The 21,882-nt window shown below is 58.0% G+C and carries 20 protein-coding genes and 1 tRNA gene; 10 read left to right on the top strand and 11 right to left on the bottom strand.

Translation table 11 applies throughout. The annotated features are described in order from the left end of the window. Window positions 1-303: 303 nt before the first annotated feature. Together C2E19_RS10465 and C2E19_RS10460 are read left to right on the top strand one after the other, a co-directional pair. On the top strand, window positions 304-1,842 hold the full coding sequence (locus C2E19_RS10465) for an NCS1 family nucleobase:cation symporter-1 (protein ID WP_129391380.1): 1,539 nt from the start codon (window positions 304-306) through the stop codon (window positions 1,840-1,842). Window positions 1,843-1,897: 55 nt separating this feature from the next. Continuing rightward, window positions 1,898-2,626 (top strand): aspartate/glutamate racemase family protein, encoded by a 729-nt coding sequence (locus tag C2E19_RS10460; RefSeq protein ID WP_064116940.1) that lies wholly within the window; start codon window positions 1,898-1,900, stop codon window positions 2,624-2,626. A 121-nt stretch (window positions 2,627-2,747) separates the two neighbouring features. Here C2E19_RS10460 and C2E19_RS10455 read toward each other — a convergent pair whose 3' ends face one another. Next, window positions 2,748-3,674, bottom strand: coding sequence for a LysR family transcriptional regulator (locus C2E19_RS10455; protein ID WP_129391377.1), 927 nt, complete (start codon window positions 3,672-3,674; stop codon window positions 2,748-2,750). A 125-nt stretch (window positions 3,675-3,799) separates the two neighbouring features. Between C2E19_RS10455 and C2E19_RS10450 the strand changes: the two genes are divergently transcribed. Further along, window positions 3,800-4,546 carry a 3-oxoacyl-ACP reductase family protein gene (locus C2E19_RS10450; protein ID WP_129391374.1) on the top strand — a complete coding sequence of 249 codons (747 nt, stop codon included), beginning with the start codon at window positions 3,800-3,802 and terminating at the stop codon, window positions 4,544-4,546. A gap of 72 nt (window positions 4,547-4,618) precedes the next feature. Here the strand turns inward: C2E19_RS10450 and C2E19_RS10445 are convergent, their stop codons facing one another. After that, on the bottom strand, window positions 4,619-5,314 hold the full coding sequence (locus C2E19_RS10445) for an HAD-IA family hydrolase (RefSeq protein ID WP_129391371.1): 696 nt from the start codon (window positions 5,312-5,314) through the stop codon (window positions 4,619-4,621). 247 nt (window positions 5,315-5,561) lie between these two features. Between C2E19_RS10445 and C2E19_RS10440 the strand changes: the two genes are divergently transcribed. The 3 genes from C2E19_RS10440 to C2E19_RS10430 all read left to right on the top strand — a co-directional run bounded on the left by C2E19_RS10440 (window position 5,562) and on the right by C2E19_RS10430 (window position 11,262). Continuing rightward, window positions 5,562-10,406, top strand: a complete 4,845-nt coding sequence (locus C2E19_RS10440) for an RHS repeat-associated core domain-containing protein (RefSeq protein WP_129391368.1) — start codon at window positions 5,562-5,564, stop codon at window positions 10,404-10,406. A gap of 2 nt (window positions 10,407-10,408) precedes the next feature. Next, the gene (locus tag C2E19_RS10435; protein WP_129391365.1) at window positions 10,409-10,801 is read left to right on the top strand and encodes a hypothetical protein; all 393 of its coding nucleotides are present in this window, start codon (window positions 10,409-10,411) and stop codon (window positions 10,799-10,801) included. A 71-nt stretch (window positions 10,802-10,872) separates the two neighbouring features. Beyond that, a complete protein-coding gene (locus C2E19_RS10430; RefSeq protein WP_129391362.1) occupies window positions 10,873-11,262 on the top strand; it encodes a hypothetical protein in 390 nt (129 codons plus the stop codon). Between the two features lie 92 nt (window positions 11,263-11,354). On the opposite strand, the gene C2E19_RS28960 is transcribed toward C2E19_RS10430, so the two are convergent. From C2E19_RS28960 to C2E19_RS10415, 4 genes are all read right to left on the bottom strand, one after another. Further along, window positions 11,355-11,516: a hypothetical protein gene (locus C2E19_RS28960; protein WP_008080986.1), complete on the bottom strand. Its 162-nt coding sequence runs from the start codon at window positions 11,514-11,516 to the stop codon at window positions 11,355-11,357. A gap of 122 nt (window positions 11,517-11,638) precedes the next feature. Then, the gene (locus C2E19_RS10425; RefSeq protein WP_129391359.1) at window positions 11,639-12,058 is read right to left on the bottom strand and encodes a YMGG-like glycine zipper-containing protein; all 420 of its coding nucleotides are present in this window, start codon (window positions 12,056-12,058) and stop codon (window positions 11,639-11,641) included. A 137-nt stretch (window positions 12,059-12,195) separates the two neighbouring features. Beyond that, entirely contained in the window at window positions 12,196-12,567 is a 372-nt protein-coding gene (locus C2E19_RS10420) for a bacteriocin (RefSeq protein ID WP_129391356.1), read from the bottom strand. A gap of 326 nt (window positions 12,568-12,893) precedes the next feature. Continuing rightward, the gene (locus C2E19_RS10415; RefSeq protein WP_129391353.1) at window positions 12,894-13,082 is read right to left on the bottom strand and encodes a hypothetical protein; all 189 of its coding nucleotides are present in this window, start codon (window positions 13,080-13,082) and stop codon (window positions 12,894-12,896) included. A gap of 240 nt (window positions 13,083-13,322) precedes the next feature. Between C2E19_RS10415 and C2E19_RS10410 the strand changes: the two genes are divergently transcribed. After that, on the top strand, window positions 13,323-13,607 hold the full coding sequence (locus C2E19_RS10410; RefSeq protein ID WP_129391350.1) for a hypothetical protein: 285 nt from the start codon (window positions 13,323-13,325) through the stop codon (window positions 13,605-13,607). A 60-nt stretch (window positions 13,608-13,667) separates the two neighbouring features. Here the strand turns inward: C2E19_RS10410 and C2E19_RS10405 are convergent, their stop codons facing one another. Further along, complete coding sequence (locus C2E19_RS10405) at window positions 13,668-13,988, bottom strand: YbjQ family protein (RefSeq protein WP_129391348.1); 321 nt, start codon at window positions 13,986-13,988, stop codon at window positions 13,668-13,670. Between the two features lie 142 nt (window positions 13,989-14,130). Continuing rightward, window positions 14,131-14,220, bottom strand: a tRNA-Ser gene (locus C2E19_RS10400). 295 nt (window positions 14,221-14,515) lie between these two features. Here C2E19_RS10400 and C2E19_RS10395 point away from each other — a divergent pair. The 3 genes from C2E19_RS10395 to C2E19_RS10385 all read left to right on the top strand — a co-directional run bounded on the left by C2E19_RS10395 (window position 14,516) and on the right by C2E19_RS10385 (window position 17,250). After that, window positions 14,516-15,205: a crotonase/enoyl-CoA hydratase family protein gene (locus tag C2E19_RS10395; RefSeq protein WP_007914074.1), complete on the top strand. Its 690-nt coding sequence runs from the start codon at window positions 14,516-14,518 to the stop codon at window positions 15,203-15,205. Window positions 15,206-15,421: 216 nt separating this feature from the next. Continuing rightward, the gene (locus tag C2E19_RS10390) at window positions 15,422-16,144 is read left to right on the top strand and encodes a 1-acylglycerol-3-phosphate O-acyltransferase (RefSeq protein WP_129391345.1); all 723 of its coding nucleotides are present in this window, start codon (window positions 15,422-15,424) and stop codon (window positions 16,142-16,144) included. A gap of 134 nt (window positions 16,145-16,278) precedes the next feature. Beyond that, window positions 16,279-17,250, top strand: coding sequence for a magnesium and cobalt transport protein CorA (locus tag C2E19_RS10385; RefSeq protein ID WP_129391342.1), 972 nt, complete (start codon window positions 16,279-16,281; stop codon window positions 17,248-17,250). A gap of 60 nt (window positions 17,251-17,310) precedes the next feature. On the opposite strand, the gene C2E19_RS10380 is transcribed toward C2E19_RS10385, so the two are convergent. The 3 genes from C2E19_RS10380 to C2E19_RS10370 form a co-directional block, all read right to left on the bottom strand. Beyond that, window positions 17,311-18,033, bottom strand: a complete 723-nt coding sequence (locus tag C2E19_RS10380; RefSeq protein ID WP_129391339.1) for an amidotransferase — start codon at window positions 18,031-18,033, stop codon at window positions 17,311-17,313. 92 nt (window positions 18,034-18,125) lie between these two features. Continuing rightward, window positions 18,126-20,270 carry a 3-hydroxyacyl-CoA dehydrogenase NAD-binding domain-containing protein gene (locus C2E19_RS10375; protein WP_129391336.1) on the bottom strand — a complete coding sequence of 715 codons (2,145 nt, stop codon included), beginning with the start codon at window positions 20,268-20,270 and terminating at the stop codon, window positions 18,126-18,128. 24 nt (window positions 20,271-20,294) lie between these two features. After that, window positions 20,295-21,500: an acetyl-CoA C-acetyltransferase gene (locus tag C2E19_RS10370; RefSeq protein WP_129391333.1), complete on the bottom strand. Its 1,206-nt coding sequence runs from the start codon at window positions 21,498-21,500 to the stop codon at window positions 20,295-20,297. Between the last annotated feature and the right edge of the window lie 382 nt (window positions 21,501-21,882).

Here is a 21,882-nt window from a genome sequence, read left to right as displayed (position 1 = left end):
TCAATCGGTCAATTTATAACCACTTATTTTCAGATACTTAGCGCGCTTCGATAACTTTTCGAAATGAGCGCGGCTGCGCATAGATCGATAACTGGCACAAATCTGGCTTAAGTGCATGCATGTTTTGTATACAAAACTGCAGAACATACCCACACTTTCGATCCGCAAGCCTGAAGCGCCCTATCCCGTACAGGCTGCAGATGCCCCGTAACCAGTGATGCTTTCACTGCCGCGACGAAGATTTGTCGAGCCTGACGGCTTATGCACAGTCATCGCGGCCCTGAACATCAGGAGCCTGCCGGAATGCGTACAAGTCTCTCGAATAACATCGCGCTGAATCTGCCCGCCTCTGCCCTCGATCAACCGTTACCCCATGACGGTCTGAGCGAGCCGTTACAACTCAGTCCGCGTCTGCACAACAGCGACCTCGCGCCAACCAAGGCCGAAGGTCGGCGCTGGGGCAAATACAGCATCTTTGCCCTGTGGACCAACGACGTGCACAACATCGCCAACTACTCGTTCGCCATCGGTCTGTACGCCCTGGGCCTGGGTGGCTGGCAGATTCTGTTGTCACTGGGGATCGGCGCGGCGCTGGTGTACTTCTTCATGAACCTGTCCGGTTACATGGGGCAGAAAACCGGGGTGCCGTTTCCGGTGATCAGCCGGATCAGTTTCGGTATTCACGGCGCGCAGATTCCTGCGTTGATTCGAGCAGTTATCGCCATCGCCTGGTTCGGCATTCAGACGTATCTGGCATCGGTGGTATTGCGCGTGTTACTCACCGCCGTGCATCCCGGTTTCGCCGAATACGATCACAATTCGATCCTGGGGCTGTCGACGCTGGGCTGGGTATGTTTCGTGGCGATCTGGTTCGTGCAACTGGCGATCCTCGCCTACGGCATGGAAATGGTCCGCCGCTACGAAGCCTTTGCCGGTCCGGTGATTCTGCTGACCGTCGCCGCGCTCGCCGCGTGGATGTACACGCAAGCCAACGCGACCATCGCCTGGTCGATCCGCGAGCCGCTGAGCGGTGGCGAGATGTGGCGCAACATCTTCGCTGGCGGCGCATTGTGGCTGGCGATCTACGGCACATTGATCCTCAACTTCTGCGACTTCGCCCGCTCTTCGCCGTGCCGCAAGACCATCAAGGTAGGAAACTTCTGGGGTTTGCCGGTGAATATTCTGGTGTTCGCCGCGATTACCGTGCTGCTGTGTGGCGCGCAATTTCAGATCAATGGCCGGATCATCGAAAGCCCGACCGAGATCATTGCGTCGATCCCCAACACCTTCTTCCTGGTCCTTGGTTGCCTGGCGTTCCTGATCGTCACCGTTGCGGTAAACATCATGGCCAACTTCGTTGCCCCGGCCTTCGTCCTCAGCAACCTCGCGCCGAAGTACCTGACCTTCCGCCGCGCCGGACTGATCAGCGCCACCATCGCCGTGCTGATCCTGCCGTGGAATCTCTACAACAGCCCGCTGGTGATTGTGTACTTCCTGTCCGGCCTCGGCGCCCTGCTCGGCCCGTTGTACGGGGTGATCATGGTCGACTACTGGCTGATCCGCAAAGGTCGGGTCAACGTCCCGCAGCTCTACAGCGAAGATCCCAACGGCGCTTATTACTACAGCCACGGAGTCAATTTCCGCGCGGTGGCGGCGTTTATTCCTGCCGCGTTGATCGCCATTGTCCTGGCCTTGGTTCCCGGTTTCCACAGCGTTTCGCCGTTCTCCTGGCTGATCGGCGCCGGGATTGCCGGAATGCTCTACCTGATCATCGCCAAACGTCAGCCGCACTACGCCGATGTCAGTGGCGAAACCATCGCGGTCGACAACGTCTGCCACTAACTCCCTCGCGGCCCGGACTTCGGGTCGCAGAACTGCCCGCTATAAGGATTTCCCCATGCGTATTCTCGTGGTCAACGTCAACACCACCGAATCCATCACTGACGCCATCGCCCGCTCGGCGCAGGCGGTTGCCTCGCCCGGAACAGAGATTGTCGGTTTGACGCCGTACTTCGGCGCCGATTCGATTGAAGGCAACTTCGAAAGCTATCTGGCCGCCATCGCCGTGATGGATCGGGTGATGTCCTACGATCAGCCGTTCGATGCGGTAATTCAGGCCGGTTACGGCGAACATGGCCGCGAAGGCTTGCAGGAATTGCTCAACGTACCGGTGGTGGACATCACCGATGCGGCGGCGAGTACGGCCATGTTTCTCGGCCACGCCTATTCGGTGGTGACCACGCTGGATCGCACCGTGCCGCTGATTGAGGATCGGCTGAAACTGTCCGGTCTGTGGGATCGTTGTGCTTCGGTGCGGGCCAGTGGTTTGGCGGTGCTGGAACTGGAACACGAGCCGCAGCGTGCGCTGGAAGCCATCGTGCAGCAGGCGGAACTGGCGGTGACGCAGGATAAAGCCGAGGTGATTTGCCTCGGTTGCGGCGGCATGGCCGGGCTGGATGAACAGATTCGCCGGCGCACCGGGGTGCCGGTGGTGGATGGCGTGACGGCGGCGGTGACGATTGCGGAATCGCTGGTGCGCTTGCGCTTGTCGACGTCCAAGGTGCGGACTTATGCGACGCCGCGACCGAAGAACATCATTGGCTGGCCGGGGCGGTTTGCTCGCTGAGTTCACCTTCCGGAACCGAGTCGACTCATTCGCGAGCAAGCCCGCTCCCACAATTTGGACTGCATTGCCCCTGTGGGAGCGAGCCTGCTCGCGAAGGACGTAACTCGGTTTAAAGCCTTACTCAAATCGCACTAAACCGCTGCGCCAGCCCCAGCTCCGCAAACTGCTCAATCACAAAATCGACAAACGCCCGCGTCTTGCCCGGTAACAATTTATGCTCAGCGTAGTAAATCGAAATATTGCCATCATCGACAAACCAGTCCGGCAACACCCGCTGCAACCTCCCCACCTGCAGATACCCCACCGCGAACGGCATGCTCACCAGCGCGATCCCCAAGCCTTGCTCCGCCGCCCTGCAAGCAGCCTCGGAATCACTCATGGTCATCCGCGCCTTGAGCATCAACGGCCGACAATTCTGCGGATTGCGCCCGACCAATTGCCAGGAGCGCACGCGCCCGGTTTGTGGCGAGCGGATCAGAATACCGTCGTGATGGTTAAGGTCATCCGGCTCGATGATCGGTGGATTGGCCTGTAGATAATCGCTGGACGCGACCAATATCCGATGCGCCGGACTCAACTTGCGCGCGATCACGCCTTGCGGCAGTTCGAAGCCGCCACCAATGGCCGCATCGAAACCCTGCCCGATCAGGTCGACCTGTCGATTATCGAAATGCCAGTCCGGATTGATCGCGGGATAGCGCTGCAGAAACTCACCGAGCATCGGCACGATGTGCAGACAGCCAAACGCTGCGCCCATGCTGACCTTCAGCGTCCCCGCCGGACGCCCTTCGACACTGGACAGATTGGCCACGGCATTTTGAATGGTCGTCAGACTGCCGCTGACCTGGTCGAGGAAAAGTTGCCCGGCCTCGGTCAGCGTCAAACTGCGTGTACTACGCTGGAACAGCCGCACGCCGAGCCGCACTTCGAGTTTAGCCACGCTTTTGCCGACTGCCGCCGGGGTCAGACTTAAACGTCGTGCGGCCTCGGCAAAGCTGCCAACTTCGGCACTGCGCACGAAGCATTCGATGCTGCTGAAGGTTTCCATGGTCGCCACTATAAACTTCTGGTTTACACAGACTATAGCAATCATGGTCTACACAGTTGTCGATACCACGCCGATACTCGGCACCAATACCAAGGCATTCTGCCTTGAACGTCTGGAGATCGAACATGACCACTCAACACCTCAGCGGCAAAGTCGCTCTGATTCAAGGCGGTTCCCGTGGTATCGGCGCTGCCATCGTCAAACGCCTGGCCGCTGAAGGCGCAGCAGTAGCCTTCACTTACGTCAGCTCCGCCGCCAAGGCCGAAGAGTTGCAGAACAGCATCACCGGCAACGGCGGCAAAGCCCTGGCAATCAAGGCCGACAGCGCCGACGCTGCCGCCATCCGCCACGCCGTCAGCGCCACGGTCGAAGCCTTTGGCCGAGTCGATATTCTGGTCAACAACGCTGGCGTACTGGCCGTCGCACCACTGGAAGACTTCAAACTCGAAGACTTCGACCAGACCGTGGCGATCAACATTCGCAGCGTCTTCATCGCCTCCCAGGAAGCCGCCAAATACATGGGCGAAGGCGCACGCATCATCAACATCGGCAGCACCAACGCCGACCGCATGCCCTTCGCCGGCGGCGGTGTGTATGCAATGAGCAAATCGGCGCTGGTCGGCCTGACCAAAGGCCTGGCCCGCGACCTCGGCCCGCGCGGCATCACGGTCAACAACGTGCAACCCGGCCCGGTCGACACCGACATGAACCCGGCCCACGGTGACTTCGCCGAAAGCCTGATCCCGCTGATGGCCGTCGGTCGTTACGGTAAAGCCGAAGAAATCGCCAGTTTCGTCGCCTATCTGGCAGGCCCGGAAGCCGGCTACATCACCGGTGCCAGCCTGACCATCGACGGTGGTTTCGGCGCCTGATTGACCGAGTCGACCGAACAAAAAACGCCGCCCCTCCTTAACAGAGGGGCGGCGTTTTTTTGTCTCGGTGGTTTAAGCCCATTCCAGCGCCGGCAAACCACAGGCACTCGGGATGAACGCTTTGAGCGTACGAAGGATGCCGTCAGCGTGAGCGTATTTCTCGTCGGCCATGGCCGCGTCGGGAATGGCGATTGCGGTCATGCCGGCGGCTTTCGCGGCAGTCACGCCAAATGGCGAATCCTCGAACACCAGGCAATCTTCAGGCGCGACGCCCAGGCGTCGGGCAGCGGTGAGGAAAATATCCGGCGCTGGTTTCGCCGCGCCGACCTCCGGATCGTCCGCCGTGACGATGAAATCGAACAGCGCAAACCAGTCACGGTGCAGCGTGGTTTTCTGCCCGAACGATTGGCGCGACGAGCTGGTGCCCACGGCGATTGGAATGTTGTGCGCCTTGAGATGGCGGATCAGTTCCTCGGCACCCGGCATCGCCTGCGCCTGGGGAAAGCGCTCGCGCATCAGCGGCTCGCGGATCACCAGAAACTCTTCGGCGGTGATCGGCAGATCCAGCGCCTGCACGACGTAGTTCGCCAGATCGTTGGCCCCACGGCCAATGATGTTCTGCTTGATGCTCCAGTCGAAGGTGCGCCCGTAACGCCCGGCAATCAACGAGGTGACCTCGGTGTAAATGCCCTCGGTGTCCAGCAGCAAACCGTCCATATCGAAAATCACGGCCTTGATCGGGCCGAACGCCTTCAGCGGTGCATTCATCATCGGATCCGTTAACAAAGACATCCCGGCGGCACGGTCGGCGCCGCTACGCGGATCTGATTAAAGGGTTCAGCAGCATAACGAGCGCGAAGGACATTGGGCAACGGGCAATCTCCGTTGAGCCGATGAACTACTCGCGAGCATTTAGCGAAACATCCTACAGGCATCACCTACTTACCCGACTTCTTTCCTTTTTGATCCCCCGCAAAGTCCCCGCACCTTTTTTGATGTGCGCGAGAGACTGCGAATGCTTGAAACTGATCGGTTACTGGCCCTGAACAACAGCATCGGCCTGCTGGTAGTTGCAGCGCTCAATCCCGGGCATCCGGATTTTGAAACCCTGATCAAGGAGTTTCGCCTGTGCCTCAACGACTACGAGGCCTGGGCCGAACAGTTCTGGACCGGCACGGCACTGGATGTCGAACAAGTGTTCAGCGTCGGCAACGACGTACGCCTCATTGCGCCGATCAAGTCCCGGCAACCGATCAGTTCGTCGGTGGTGATGTGCCCGGCCAGCGGGCCGTTGACACTGGTGCACATGTTCGAAGCGGCGCAGTTCGTGCCGATCGGCGATACCCCGATAACACTCGAACCGCTGCTCAGTGACGTCAACGGGGTCCAGACCTTTGGCGAGCCGCTGCGCCACACCATCGGCCCGAGCGGCATTCTGCAAGTAACCGACTGCGATCGGGGCCAGCGTTATCGCATCACCTTCTTTCCCGATGTTTCCGCTGAGCAGGTGCAGGCGCTGTATGCCTCCTACCAGACAGTTCTCGGCCACCTGGAAGGTTGGCTGCGCGACGAGTGGGCAGGGTTTCAGCCGCAGTGGGCGGAATTTTCCAGCGCCGGGTTTCTTGATCGTTACGGTCAGTTGCAGCAGGCGGACTGGCGCGGTTTCGAGAAAGTCCTGAATGGCGTTTGGGATGACCTCAAGCAGCTGTTCGCCCTCCTCGCCGACTTGCAGGCCAACAGCGAAAAACTCCTCGAATACCTGAGCGCGGTTGAACTGGCGGCGCTGCTGCAGGCCTCCAGGGAAGCCATCGCCAACGCGCTGCTGATGCTCAGTGATGAGCCGCTGCTGTTCATTCATCTGGCGGCATTTACCAGTTGGCTGAAGATGCTGCCGCCGCAGTATCTGGCGGAAGTGGTGGCCGAAGTTCGCGTCGAACTGCTGATCAGTTTTCTGTTGATGCGTGTGTGCGGCGGCGTCGGCGTGCAGATGCGCTTGAGCAGCAAGGTATTGGCCAAGATCAAGTCGCCACGAGCGCGGGAATGGCTCGCGGCTTCGGCGTTGCGCTTGGCGGAGCTGAACTCGGCGCCCGAGCTGAGCAGACACGTGAGCGTGCTGAAGCCGCTGGTGGTCAATGCGCGTGATGTCGAGTTGAAACCGACGCCATCAATTCCGTTGAACATTCGTCAGGCTGATTCGTTGGTTTTGACGGTGCCGAATCCGGCGCCCGTTGCGCGCAACAAGACTCGCAACATGGCTGCCCTGCAACGCCATGAGCATCACGACGACTCCCCCGATCAGGCAAAAAACCCCAACGGCGACAGCGCCGACTGTGTACCGCTGACCTGCACCAACGGCTGTCCGGTGTCGATGGTCACCGGCGAAGAACTGCTGACCCTGACCGATGCGGTGCTCGATGGCCGGCTGCCGTTCGAGTTCAGCCGTTTGTATCGCAGCAGCGCGGTGGAAATCGATGTCGGCCTGGGCTTTGGCTGGAGCCATTCGCTGGCGCATCGGTTGGTGTTCGAGGGCGATTTTGTCGTCTGGATCGATCATGAGAACCGCCGAACGCGGTTTCCGTTGCCGAATATTGCGCGCCCGGCGATTCACAACAGCTTGTCGCGGGCGGCGATCTTCCTCGGGGATGAGCCGGAGGAACTGATTCTGGCGCTGGCCGGGGATTCGGCGCGGTTTTATCACTTTCGCGCGGGTCGGCTGACGGCGATCAGTGATGTTTATGGCAATCGTCTGACGGTCCATCGCGATCGGTCCGACAGGATTCAGCGACTGGATAACGGCGCAGGTCGCTCGCTGTTGCTGCGCTATGACCGGGCGCAGTTGATTGCGCTGGATTACCAGACTTTTCAGGGCGGCGAATGGACGACTGAGCAAAACCTCGTCAGTTATTGCTACGACGCCCGCCAACGCTTGTTGGCCGCAACCAACGCGGTCGGTGACAGCGAGCGTTACGACTACGACGACGCCCACGTCATCCTGCAACGACAACTGGCCGGTGGTGCGAGTTTCTTCTGGGCGTGGGAGCGCGCGGGGACATCGGCGCGTTGCGTGCGGCACTGGGCGTCGTTTTCGCAGATGGACACGCGCTATGTCTGGGACGACAACGGCAGCGTCGCGGTGCATTACGTCGATGGCACCGAAGAGGTTTACGTCCACGACGACCGCGCGCGCTTGGTGCGCAAGGTTGAAGCCGACGGTGGCGAGCAGCTCAAGGCTTACGACGCGGCCGGACATTTGATCGCCGAGCAGGATGCTTTAGGCGCTGTTACCGAATACCGCTACGACGAGGTCGGACGGCTGATTGCGCTGCTTCCTGCGCAAGATGAGCCAACGTCCTACGAGTATCGCAACGGTTTCCTCTGCCGGCGTTCACGTGGCGATGCGGTGTGGATTTATCGGCGCAATGCCGAAGGCGATGTCACCGAGGCCGTCGATCCTGACGGCAAGGTCACCCATTACTACTACGACGTTCGCGGGCAATTGCTGTCGATCCGCTACCCGGACAGCAGCCGGCATCGACTGGCGTGGAATGAGCTTGGCCAACTCATTGAAGAAACCCTGCCTGACGGTGGTGTGCGGCGCTTTTCCTACGATGCGTTGGGGCGGCGGACTACCACGGTTGATGAACACGGTGCGCTGACGCGTCAGCAGTGGGATGCGGCGGGGCGACTGGTTCAGACGACGTTGGCGGGCGGCGCCACTCGGGCTTACAGCTACGGCGCTTACGGTCAGGTGACTGCCGAGCGCGACGAACTCGGGCGCGTCACCCGGTTTGAATATGACGACGATTTGCACCTGGTTTCGCGGCGGATCAATGCCGATGGCACGCAGGTGCAATACCGCTACGACCATGCGCGGTTGTTGCTCACCGAAATAGAGAACGAGTCCGGGGAAAAGTACCGGCTGGATTACACGCCGACCGGGTTGATCCGCCAGGAGACTGGATTCGATGGGCGGCGCACGGCGTATGCCTATGACCTCAATGGGCATCTGCTGGAGAAGATCGAGTTTGGTGATGACGGCTCGCGGTTAGTCACCGCGTATTTGCGCGATTTAGTTGGACGCCTGCTCAGCAAAACCCTGCCCGACGGGGTCAAGGTCAGCTATCAATACGATCGTCTCGGCCGTTTGATCGCTGTCGATGACGGCCAGAAGCATCCGCTGGCTTTCGAATATGACCGTCAGGATCGACTGATCACCGAGCATCAGGGCTGGGGCACGTTGCGCTACAGCTACGATGCCTGCGGTCAGCTCAAACGCCTGCGCCTGCCGGACAACAGCAAACTCGATTACCACCACGCCAAGGGCGGCGCGCTGACCGGCATCGACCTCAACGGCGCGCAGTTGACCACGCATGTCTTTCAGTCCGGGCGTGAACAACAACGCCAGCAAGGTCTGCTGCTCAGCGAATATGCCTACGACGATCAGGGAAGATTATTGGCCCATGCCGTAGGACATTCGCACGATGCGCTGTATCGCCGCGACTATGCCTACAGCGCCAACGGTAATCTGGAACACATCGCCGACACCCGCCACGGCCAACGCACCTACGGTTACGACAACCTCGATCGTTTGATCCGCGTCCGTCACTCGCGCGACGAACTGCCGGAAAGCTTCGCTCACGACCCGGCCGGCAACCTGCTGATGCAGGACCGCCCCGGCCCCAGCCAGATCAAGGGCAATCGCCTGCTGATGCAGGGCGACCGTCATTACGACTACGACGCCTTCGGCAACCTGATCCGCGAACGCCGTGGCACCGCGCAAAAACTCGTCAGCGAATACCGCTACGACAGCCAGCATCGACTGATCGGCCTGACCCGTCCGGACGGCCAAACCGCCTCGTACAGGTACGACGCCTTCGGCCGACGCATCAGCAAAACCGTCAACGGCGTTACCACGGAATTCTTCTGGCAGGGCGACAACCTCGTCGCCGAAAGCAGCCAAAACGAATACCGCAGCTACGTCTACGAACCCGGCACCTTCCGCCCGCTGGCCCTGCTCGACGGCAAAGGCCCGAAAAAGGCCTGCCCGTTTTATTACCAACTCGACCACCTCGGCACCCCGCTGGAGCTGACCGATTACAGCGGCGAGATTGTCTGGTCGGCGCAGTACGACGCGTACGGCAAGGTGGCTGCGCTGAGCCTCGCTGCTGACGAATACCTGGATCAACCGCTGCGGTTTCAGGGGCAGTATTTCGATGCGGAGAGTGGGCTGCATTACAACCGGCACCGGTATTACGACCCGCGGTTGGGGCGATATCTGACGCCGGATCCCATCAAGTTGGCTGGGGGGTTGAATCAGTACCAGTACGTGCCGAATCCGACGGGGTGGGTAGATCCGTTGGGGTTGAATTCCAATTGTCCACCGCCGAAGAGGCCGGGTTGTGAGGTGCCGGGTGGAAGTGATGAAGTTAAGGTCGATAAGGGAGAGCCTCATCTACCATCTCCTCAACCGAAAAAAGAATACCTTTATCGTGGAGATCGCAAGGGCCCCGAGGACATCTTTGCAAACGGATTCAAAAGCAAAGGCGAAAGCATAGATCTTTTACTTCACGCAATGGACAGCGACAACCCACCAAGCTACTTTATAAGTACTTCACCATCAAAAATAACTGCAATTGATTTCGGCACAAAGAATGGAACCAGGAAAGGCTATCTATACACACTTAGAAAATTGCTAGGTATCGACGTAAATAAAAAACTTGGAAAACTAGTACCTTTCGCCGACGAAACAGAAATAGCGATTCCCGGGAGCATTCACACCTCTGACATCCTGGGAGTAACTCCATTAAAAAAAGATGGTAGCTACGTTGGTTATTCAATCCCTAACCCTAATAGAGAATGACAATGGAACACGCCAAAATAACCATCATCAGGAATGGTATTAAAGAACAGGCAAGTCTGAATTATGACGACACAAAAGGATTGATAGTATTTTCCATGCTCAATGGTTTTATTAAGACATACAAAGCGAATGACCTGTATTTATGTCTAGCAAAAATCAGACACGAACATCCAGAAATTCTATTTCTTTGTAAAGGTGCAAAACTAAATGTAACCCCGTCAAGAATGTGCTCACAAATGAGCGGCGGCGCCATTGCGTATGATTTGAAACCAGGAATTCCTGCCACTCGAGACGATATAGTGCAGATATTTGATTACGAGGAAGAAAATTTATCTAAAGATTTAAAAGACCAACAAAATTACTACAATCAATGGATAAAATCATTGCAAAAATAAGATGCCAGCCCCCTAACCGACTACCCGACACCTTCTTCCAAAACACAAATACTAATTAAATAAAGACAAAAATGATCAAATCGATAGAAATAAAATTCCTCACCCCAAACGGTTTAGAAACCGCCATCATCGATATTGATAGTAGAAATACAATTCTCATATTTACTAGAAAAAACGGCCTTACAAAAAGCTATACCTCTTACAATCTTTACGGTTGTTTAGGTGAGTTGAGATTGGACTTCCCAGAGTTTACATTCCTGTGCAAAGGCGCAAAAATCAACGTGCATCCATCCAGCATGAGTTCCCAGATGTCAAACGGGCTCGTCGCCTACGAGCTTCAAATGGGAAAAAATGGAGAGGACATTGTCCGTATTTTCGACTATGACGACTGCAACTTAACAAATGATATTAAAATTCAAAAAGCATTCTACCTCGCTTGGGCAAATTCTCTAGCCAACTAATGAAACCTGATAAAAATGGAAATCCATATTCTTTCGCACAACCATGATATCCGATCCTGAAGGATCGGATCGCGACCAGCCAAGCAAATTGGTCACTGCTCATCCTCTTCATACTCCATATCCGCCTCATCCGAATCATTCAACGGCACCGTCGCATCATCCATCAATGACCCCGGATCCTCATTCCCCGGATCATTGATAAACGGCAGCCCGCTCGGGCCTTTTTCTTCCTTGCCTTCGGTTTCGGGAGTCATGGCAAACCTCATCATCTCGTGGCGTGTATGACGTTCGAAAAGTCCTACAGCCAATCGTTCCAGCGTCTGACCCGCAAATACAAAAAACCCGGCAAAAAGCCGGGTTTCTGTTCAAACCTCAATCAATGATGGCGGTTTTTATGTTTGTTCTTGTGCTTGTGGCCACCACCCGAATGCGACCCACCATCGCCACCCAGGTTATTACCGACCGCACCACCCGCCGCGCCGCCCAACCCTGCACCGACTGCCGAACCGGTTGACCCGCCGAGGCTATTGCCGACCACTGAGCCACCTGCGGCGCCGAGGCCACCGCCAATGGCGGCTTCGGTGCGATTGTTCTTACTTGCCCCGACTGCACCGCCGGCCGCGCCACCCACACCGGCACCGACCGCCGCGCCGGTGCTACCGCCGAGTTGGCCGCCGACCACATTGCCCAGTACGCCACCCAGTCCACCGCCCACGGCTGCCGAACCATCCCCGGCCGCCATCGCGCCCTGCGCCACCAGCAATCCGAAAAACAGTGCAGATAATGACAATCGCATATGAACCTCACAGTTCCCGAATCGGGACAATCCGCCCAAACAAGGGCCTATGTGAGATTGGAGACGCCTGCGGGAAAAACGTTCAGCAACGAAAAAGCCCGGCATCGAGCCGGGCTTTTTCTGCAAGACGATAAGTCTCAGTGACGCTTGTGACCTTTGGCCAGGTTGCTGCCCACTGCGCCGCCGGCGGCACCGCCCAGGCCTGCACCAATGGTGGCTCCGGTCTTGCCGCCGAGGCTGTTGCCGATCACTGAACCACCGGCTGCACCGACACCGCCACCGATGGCTGCTTTAGTACGGCTGCCCTTGCGTGCCGTCAGTGCGCTGCCCGCCGCGCCCGCAACGCCAGCACCCACTGCCGCACCGGTGCTGCCGCCCATTTTCTGACCGAGCACGTTACCCAGCGCGCCACCCAGGCCACCGCCCAGCGCGGCGGTGCCATCACCGGCAGCCATTGCACCTTGAGTCACCAGAAGCCCCAGAACCAGAGCAGGCAGAGTTAAACGCATGAAGAAAACCTCAAAAATTGGGATGACAAAAAGGGCCGGGATTTAATGCCGTCGTGGCGCAAAAGTCCAGACGAAAACAATGAGTTCCGCGCACTCGGCGCCGATTGGACAGCGATTATGCAAAAGGTTTTATCGCAGGCAAAAAAAAGCCCGCTGGGGAGACGGGCTGGAGACTTGCTTTCTAACGGATGGCTTCACCCTACTGCGCTGGACGTGAAAAGTTTGTGAAAACCCTTCGCACCTTGCCTACCACTTGTAGGACATTTCCGCGCTGAGCGTACGGACGTAAAAAACCCCGTTCATTGACGGGGTTGTTCATTGAAAACTTACTTTCTGGCCCGCGTGGTGACCTTGGGTAAAAATTTCGCCTTCGGCCCTTTCGGTGCCGTCGACTTGATCTTGCCGGTCTGCACCGGATCCTCGCCAAAACCTGCCTGATATTCGGTCTGGCCGCAGCGCACGCAATTGTTGAAGGAAAATTCAGCGCCATCGTCTTCGATATACGGATCAGTCATACCTTCGCCCCTTCGCCATCGGTCGACACCGGCAAAAACCCTTTTGCCTGAAAAAATATCGACCTCCAAGGCTTTTGAGACTAGCCGGTCATTCCTGGACTTGTGGTTCAGATCGTCTGACGCCCGACGAATGGCCTACAAAAATTCAACGCGGTGAAGTGCCATTGGTCCTACACCGCTAAAGAATTCCGGAGACAGGCCGTTGCCCTTTTTCATACAAATGAATCTCAAGGAGAGAACATGCAAATCAACGGATTCCCCAATATGCCTGTCGTAAAACTCACGGACGAACAGATCGCAGCCGGCAAAGCCGGGGCGGAAAAACTCAAGGAAAAGATCGCTTCCGGTGAAATCACCATCAAATTACCGGGTCCGGATACGCCGGTTCTGCAACCTGGGGTCATTTACCATCCCAGCAAGCCAGTCGAACCCAACCCACCTTCTGATACACCGCTTCTCGTCGCCATCGATACACCACTGACCTATGACGGCAAAGGCAACGTGATACTCAAGCCGCAGGGCTGATCCGCAACAAAAAGAGCCCATTCAATTGCTGAATGGGCTCACCTGCATGAAGGCCGAAACTCAGCGCAATTTCACCGCAGTGCCGGTCGCAAACACCACAACCATGCCGCCCTTGCCTGCGGGCATGCTGATCTCGAAATCCACCCCGACCACCGCATCCGCCTGCAGCGCACGCGCCCGTTCCTTGATTTCATCCGTCGCCTGAATCCGCGCCTCCTTCAACGCCCGCTCCAGCGTCTGCGAACGCCCACCAAAAAAGTCGCGCATGCCGGCGAACATATCGCGGATCACATTCACGCCTTGCACCGACTCGGCACTGACAATGTCCAGGTAGGCGGTGATCTGGCGCCCCTCAATGGATTGAGTCGTGGAGATGATCATGGCGGTCGTCCTTTTACTGATGAATAAAAGCGCTGATTGTAATACTCAACGCTACTCCGATCCGCCGCCTGATAAATTCCAGACGCCAGAAACCACAAAACCCCTGACTTCTTTCGAAATCAGGGGTTTTGTGTACTGAATGTGGCGGTGAAGGAGAGATTCGAACTCTCGATACAGTTTCCTGTATACACACTTTCCAGGCGTGCTCCTTAAGCCACTCGGACACTTCACCGTATCTCTTCAAACATGTTCTGTCTGTCGAGGCGCGCTAATGTAGTCGAAAGCTTTTCCGATGGCAAACTTTTTTTTAAGATTTTCATGCGGTTAAGAGAAAAAGTCGTTTGGCCCGCCGACGGGCCATGGCAAACCGGCCAATCTCTGGTGACGGCGCCCCTTCTATATAGAAGCAGAATGGCGTGCTGCGCCGGGCGAGGCGGGAAACGGTGACTGGCGGGTCAGTCACGGCGCTTTACCTGGCTGGCGTCGGTGGGTAACGTCTGCCCATCTTTCTAATAAGGAATAGCGTCATGAGTGAGTTGATTTCCTACCACCTCGAAGACGGTATCGCGACCCTGACCTTGAGCAACGGCAAGGTCAATGCCATTTCCCCGGACGTGATTGCGGCTTTCAATGCGGCGCTGGATCAGGCGGTGACTGATCGTGCCATCGTGATCATTACCGGTCAGCCGGGGATTCTGTCTGGCGGCTATGACCTGAAAGTGATGACCGCCGGCCCTAAAGAAGCCGTGGCACTGGTGACCGCGGGGTCGACCCTGGCGCGTCGCCTGCTCTCTCACCCGTTCCCGGTGATTGTTGCTTGCCCGGGTCATGCTGTGGCCAAAGGCGCTTTCATCCTGCTGTCCGCCGATTACCGCATCGGCGTCGACGGCCCGTTCAGCATTGGTCTGAACGAAGTGCAGATCGGCATGACCATGCACCACGCGGGTATCGAGCTGGCGCGTGATCGTCTGCGCCGTTCGGCGTTCCACCGTTCGGTGATCAACGGCGAGATGTTTGATCCGCAGAGCGCTGTCGATGCCGGTTTCCTCGACAAGGTCGTGGCTGCCGAAGAGCTGCAAGCTGCCGCCCTCGCCGCTGCGCGTCAGTTGAAGAAGATCAACATGCTCGCGCACAAGAACACCAAGCTGAAGGTACGTAAAGCGCTGCTGGAAACGCTGGATAACGCGATCATCCAGGATCAGGAGCACTTGGGCTGATCGCTCGATCCTGGCAATAAAGAAAGCCCGACCGTCGTGTCGGGCTTTTTCTTGCGCGCTCGATTTAAAAGGCAGCGACGGCTCTAGGACAGGTCTGAGCATGATTTCGGAAACATGCGCTTAAACATCGCCTATCTCCGCACTCTATAGCGGCAATTGCCGAAAACAGTGCACATCCGTACACTGCGCCACCTTTTGTCCCGGTGGGGCCTGAAAATGCTGTTCGTGTTTCGTATGTTATTGATGGGCCTGCACTTTATTCTGGCAGGAGTACTCGGGGTAATCCTCGGGATATGCCGCCCGTTCAATCCGGACAATAGCCGTCTGTGCGCTCGCCTCTACGCTTTGCCGGCCATGTGCATTCTGCGTCTGCGGGTCAAGTCCGACGTCAGTGGTTTGATCAACAAGCCAGACAGCTGCGTGATCATCGCTAACCATCAGTCCAACTACGATCTGTTTGTGTTCGGGAATGTGGTGCCGCGTCGCACTGTGTGTATCGGCAAGAAGAGCCTGAAATGGGTGCCGCTGTTCGGGCAGTTGTTCTGGCTCGCCGGCAATGTATTGATCGACCGTGGCAACGCGCACAAAGCGCGCCAGTCGATGCTCACCACCACCAACACCTTGCAGAACGAAGAGACCTCGATCTGGGTGTTCCCGGAAGGCACGCGCAACCTCGGCGAAGATTTGCTGCCGTTCAAGAAAGGCGCGTTCCAGATGGCGATTGCCGCCGGTGTGCCGATCGTTCCGGTGTGTGTCAGCAGCTACATCAAACACATGCGCCTGAATCGCTGGCGCAGCGGGAAAATCCTCATACGCTCGCTGCCGGCGATTCCTACAGCCGGATTGACCATGGATGACATGCCCATGCTGATCAATCAGTGCCGCGAGCAGATGCGCGAGTGCATCGAATCGATGGATCGGCAGCTCCAAGCTGCATGAAAAACAAACCCGCCTTGTGCGGGTTTTCTTTTGCCCGCTGAACTGTAGAGATTTCACTGACTCTCAAGCAGCGACACGGCTAAGCTGATGTCTTGTATTCCCTGTCATCTGCCAAGAAGAAGTGAACCACCACCATGGGTCGAGTTGTTGCTGCTGCGGTGTACAGCGCGGGTAAGAAAGTCACCAATATCACCCTCGATGAAGGCGCAGCCTGGGCCGCGAAAACCGGCCACTTTGTCTGGATCGGCCTCGAAGAGCCGAGCGCGCAGGAACTGTCCAACCTGCAACGCCAGTTCAACCTGCACGAACTGGCCATCGAAGATGCCCTGGAAAAACACAGTCGACCGAAGCTGGAAACCTTTGGCGACGCCTTGTTTATCGTGACCTACTCGCCGATCCGCGAACGTGGGATTCTGCAGTTCATCGAAACCCACATCTTCGCGGGCAAGGGCTACATCATTACCGCGCGTAACGGTCACTCGGCGTCCTACGCTCATGTCCGTCAACGCTGTGAGGCGCGTCCACTGCTGCTGGAACATGGCGAGGACTTCGTTCTCTATGCGCTGCTGGATTTCGTCATCGAGAACTACCAGCCGGTGGGCGAAGCGATCCATGCCGAGATCGATGAACTGGAGCGCAACGTCCTGTGCAGTGCCCTCAACGAGCATGACATCCAGCGGCTGCACGGTTTGCGTCGGGATGTCGTGCGCCTGCGCCGGTATGCCGCGCCGATGGTGGAGATCGGCGAGGAATTGCAGAAACTGAGTTTCCCGTTTATCGATAAAAACATGCGCCCCTATTTCCGCGATGTGCAGATTCACGTGACGCGGCAGATGGAAGACCTCAGCACGCTGGCCGACATTGCCAGCCAGACCATCGAGATCGGTGTGTTGCTGGAGGCGTCACGGCAGAGTGTGGTACAGCGCAAGTTCGCGGCATGGGCAGCGATTCTGGCGTTTCCGACGGCGGTGGCGGGGATTTACGGGATGAACTTCCAGAACATGCCGGAACTGAGTTGGCATTACGGCTATTTCGGGGTGCTGGGGTTTATTGCGGTGGGGTGCGTGAGTTTGTGGGCGAGTTTCAAGAAGTCAGGGTGGTTGTAAAAGCAAAAGATCGCAGCTTTCCGTAGGAGCTGCCGAAGGCTGCGATCTTTTGCTCTGCTATTAAGCGGCCTCAGGCTTGTGCGCCACAAACCGCATCATCCACTCCGCAACCGTTGCACCATGGTGCTCCTGCTCCAGACTGGCCACGCCCTTGCTGTAAATCTGCGAACCCAGCGCTTCCTGACGCAGATCCAGCAGCGCCCGCGAATAATCGTGGATGAATTCCGGATGGCCCTGGAAGCACAGCACCTGATCGTTGATGTGGTAAGCGGCAAACGGGCAGAAATCGCTGGAAGCAATCACCGTGGCGTTTTCCGGCAGCGCAGTCACCTGATCCTGATGGCTGATCAGCAACGTCAGTTCTTCACGCACCGGACTCATCCACGGCGCCTTGGCCGCGAGTTTGTAGTTGTGGGTGCCGACGCCCCAGCCCTGTGTCGCACGCTCGCTCTTGCCGCCGAGCAGCAATGCCAGCAGTTGATGGCCGAAGCAAACGCCGAGCAGTTTGTCGCCACGCTCGTAACGGCTGAGCAGATATTCCTTGAGGGTCTGGATCCACGGATCAGTGCCGAACGAATCGGCCTTGCTGCCGGTGACCAGGTACGCGTCGAAAGTCAGCTCATCGCTCGGGTATTCGCCCTGCATCACGTTGTACACAGTGAACTCGGCGGCAATCGGTTGCTGCGAGAACAGGCGTTGAAACATCTGCCCGTAACCCTGATATTGATCGACCAGTTCCGGACGCAGGATGTCGGTTTCCAGAATGCAGATGCGTAGCGACATAAAAAATACCTGACACGTGATGGGAATAATGAACACCCCAGAGCCTGCCTTGAAACACCCTGACAAGGCAAGCCCCGGAATGCTCGCTGCCCCTAGAACATTTCACCTTTTGCCGCTTTATCCAGCAGCAATGCTGGCGGCGCAAAGCGCTCGCCATACTGTTCGGCGAGATATTGCGCGCGGGCCACAAAATCCTTTACGCCGTACTGATTGATGAACTGCAGCGCACCACCGGTCCACGCGGCGAAACCAATGCCGAAGATCGAGCCGACGTTGGCGTCCGCCGTCGAGGTCAGCACGCCCTCCTCCACACAGCGCACGGTTTCGACAGCCTGCACGAACAGCAAACGATCACGCACATCCTTTGGCGAGATCTGCCCGTCGGCCTTCTCGAAACGCGTCTTCAGTTCCGGCCACAAATGCTTCTGGCCAGCAGCCGGGTATTCATAAAAACCACCGCCAGCGGCCTTGCCCGGACGCTTGTATTCGTTGAGCAGCAAGTCAATCACGGCGAACGCCGGGTGCTCAATCAGCGGTTTCCCTTCGGCCTGTAGGTCTTTGGCCGTTTGCTTGCGGATATGGCTCATCAGGCTGAGAGAAACTTCGTCAGAGATCGCCAGAGGTCCGACTGGCATCCCGGCCTTGCGCGCTTCGGTCTCGATCATCGGTGCACTGACGCCTTCACCGAGCATGGCAATGCCTTCATTGGTGAAAGTGCCGAATACGCGTGAGGTAAAGAAGCCGCGACTGTCGTTGACCACAATCGGGGTCTTCTTGATTTGCAGGACGAAATCGAAGCCGCGAGCGAGGGTTTCATCGCTGGTTTTCGCACCTTTGATGATTTCCACCAGTGGCATTTTCTCTACCGGGCTGAAGAAATGCAGGCCGATGAACTTGCTTTGATCGGGTACGGCGCTCGCCAGACCGGTGATCGGCAGGGTCGATGTATTGGAAGCAATGACCGCATCGGCGCCCACCACCTGCTGCGCGGCCACAGACACCTTGGCCTTGAGCTCACGATCCTCGAACACCGCTTCGATGATCAGGTCGCAACCGGCCAGATCCGCATCGGTCTGGGATGGGGTGATCCGCGCCAGCACAGTCTCACGCTGTGAGACTGTCATCTGGCCACGGGCAACTTTCTTGTCGAGCAACGCCGCCGAATGCGCCTTGCCCTTCTCGGCGGCCGCGAGATTGACGTCCTTGAGCACCACGTCAATACCCGCCGAAGCACTGACGAAAGCAATCCCGGCACCCATCATCCCGGCACCGAGCACGCCAACCTTGCGCGTGACATAGGGCGCGAAACCCTGCGGCCGCGATCCGCCGGCATTGATCTCGTTGAGCTGGAACCAGAACGTACCGATCAGGTTTTTCGAAATCTGCCCGGTGGTCAGTTCGGTGAAATAGCGCGTTTCAATCAAGTGCGCGGTGTCGGAATCGACCTGTGCACCTTCCACCGCCGCACAGAGGATTTTCTCCGGCGCTGGCAACGTGCCCTGGGTTTTACTGCGCAGGATCGACGGCGCAATGGCCAGCATCTGCGCGACTTTCGGATTCGACGGCGTCCCGCCCGGGATCTGATAGCCCTTCACGTCCCAGCGCTGCACCGCCGTCGGATTGGCAACGATCCAGGCGCGCGCCTTGGCCAGCAGTTCATCACGATCCGCCGCCAGGTCATCGATAAGACCGGCCTGCAACGCCTGCTGCGGTCGGACTTTCTTGCCTTCGAGCAGATACGGCAACGCTTTTTCGATACCGAGCATGCGCACCATGCGCACCACCCCGCCGCCGCCCGGCAGCAGGCCGAGGGTCACTTCCGGCAGACCGAGCTGCACCGACGCATCGTCCACCGCTACGCGGTGATGACAGGCCAGACAGATTTCCCAGCCACCGCCCAGCGCCGCGCCGTTAATCGCTGCCACCACCGGTTTGCCGAGGGTTTCCAGGGTGCGCAATTGCCCTTTGAGGGTCAGCACCATGTCGTAGAAAGCCTTGGCTTCAGGCTTGCCGACCTTGATCAGCTCATTGAGGTCGCCGCCGGCAAAGAAGGTTTTCTTCGCTGACGTGATGATCACGCCGGCAATGCTGTCTTTTTCCGCCACCAGCCGGGCGACGCACGCGGCCATGGCCTCGCGGTACACGGCATTCATGGTGTTGGCGCTCTGGCCCGGCATGTCGATGGTCAACACGACGATGCCGTCCTGGCCTTTTTCGTAACGAATGGCTTCGCTCATAACAAGGTTCCTTGAATTCGGGGCTCAGAGGCGTTCGATGATGGTGGCAATGCCCATGCCGCCGCCGACACAGAGCGTCGCCAGGCCATAGCGCAGACGCCGCGCTTCCAGTTCATCGAGCAGGGTGCCGAGGATCGCGCACCCGGTGGCGCCCAGCGGATGGCCCATGGCGATGGAACCACCGTTGACGTTGACCTTGGCCGGATCGACGGCCATGTCCTTGATGAACTTCAGCACCACTGAAGCAAACGCTTCGTTGACCTCGAACAGGTCGATGTCCTCCACGCGCAGTCCGGCCTTGGCCAGCGCTTTGCGCGTCGCCGGAGCAGGGCCGGTAAGCATGATGGTCGGATCGGTGCTGGTCACTGCCGTGGCGACAATCCGCGCCCGTGGTTGCAGGCCCAGTGCGCGGCCCTTGGCTTCGGAGCCGATGAGCATCAGCGCGGCACCGTCGACGATCCCGGAACTGTTGCCCGGCGTGTGCACGTGGTTGATTCGTTCGACATGGCTGTAGACCCGCAGCGCGGTCGCGTCGAAGCCCATCTGGCCGATCATTTCGAAACTCGGCTTGAGCTTGCCCAGGCCTTCCAGCGTCGATTCGGCGCGAATGAACTCATCGTGATCGAGCAGGATGATGCCGTTCTGATCCTGCACCGGCACCAGCGATTTGTTGAACGAACCATCGGCCCGCGCCCGTGCCGCTTTCTGTTGCGAATGCAGGGCGTAGGCATCGACGTCCTCGCGGCTGAAGCCCTCGAGCGTGGCGATCAAGTCCGCACCGACGCCCTGAGGGGTGAAGTGGCTGTGCAGGTTGGTCTGCGGGTCCAGCGCCCAGGCGCCGCCATCGCTGCCCATCGGCACCCGCGACATCGACTCGACACCACCGACCACCACCAGGTCTTCAAAACCGGAGCGCACTTTCATCGCGCCGAGGTTCACCGCCTCCAGACCCGAAGCGCAGAAGCGGTTGATCTGCACGCCCGCGACACTGACGTCCCAATCGGCCACTTGCACCGCGGTTTTGGCGATGTCCGAGCCTTGATCGCCAATCGGCGTGACGCAGCCGAGGACCACGTCATCGACCTGGCTGGTGTCCAGCGCGGTGCGCGTTTGCAGAGCGCTCAGCAGGCCGGCGACCAGATTCACCGGTTTGACGCTGTGCAAGGCGCCATCCGCTTTGCCTTTGCCACGGGGCGTGCGTAACGCGTCGAAAATCAAAGCTTGGGTCATGACGTCCTCGAACCTGTGCGGTGAGTGATTTCTTGTGCCTTCACTCTTGACCCGAGCGGTCGCAGATTCAATGACCACAGCGCTCAATGCGGTTGACGCACACGCTCAGACGGACGGTCATGAAGCCTTGGGTGAACCGGTTCAGGTCGCCGAGTTGTCTAGCAAGCGGGCGGCAAAGAAGCTGGCAATACGCCTCATGCCTTTTTAATCGCAATTTCTTAAAGCTCCATATGAAATGGATCTAAGCCAAGCGTGACGCGGGCCCTAAGGTAGTACATGTACGTCAGGGTCGTCGGGTTTTGCCGGGGCAGACGTTCTTCAACAGGAAGTGCAACGCGCGCCGTCATGGATATGCAGGCACGCATCAGGAAATAACAATAAA

Source organism: Pseudomonas sp. DTU12.3, assembly GCF_004124275.1.
GTDB classification, from domain to species: domain Bacteria; phylum Pseudomonadota; class Gammaproteobacteria; order Pseudomonadales; family Pseudomonadaceae; genus Aquipseudomonas; species Aquipseudomonas helmanticensis.
The sequence above is the reverse complement of the archived record's forward strand: the minus strand, read 5'-3'. Positions and strand labels throughout refer to the sequence as shown.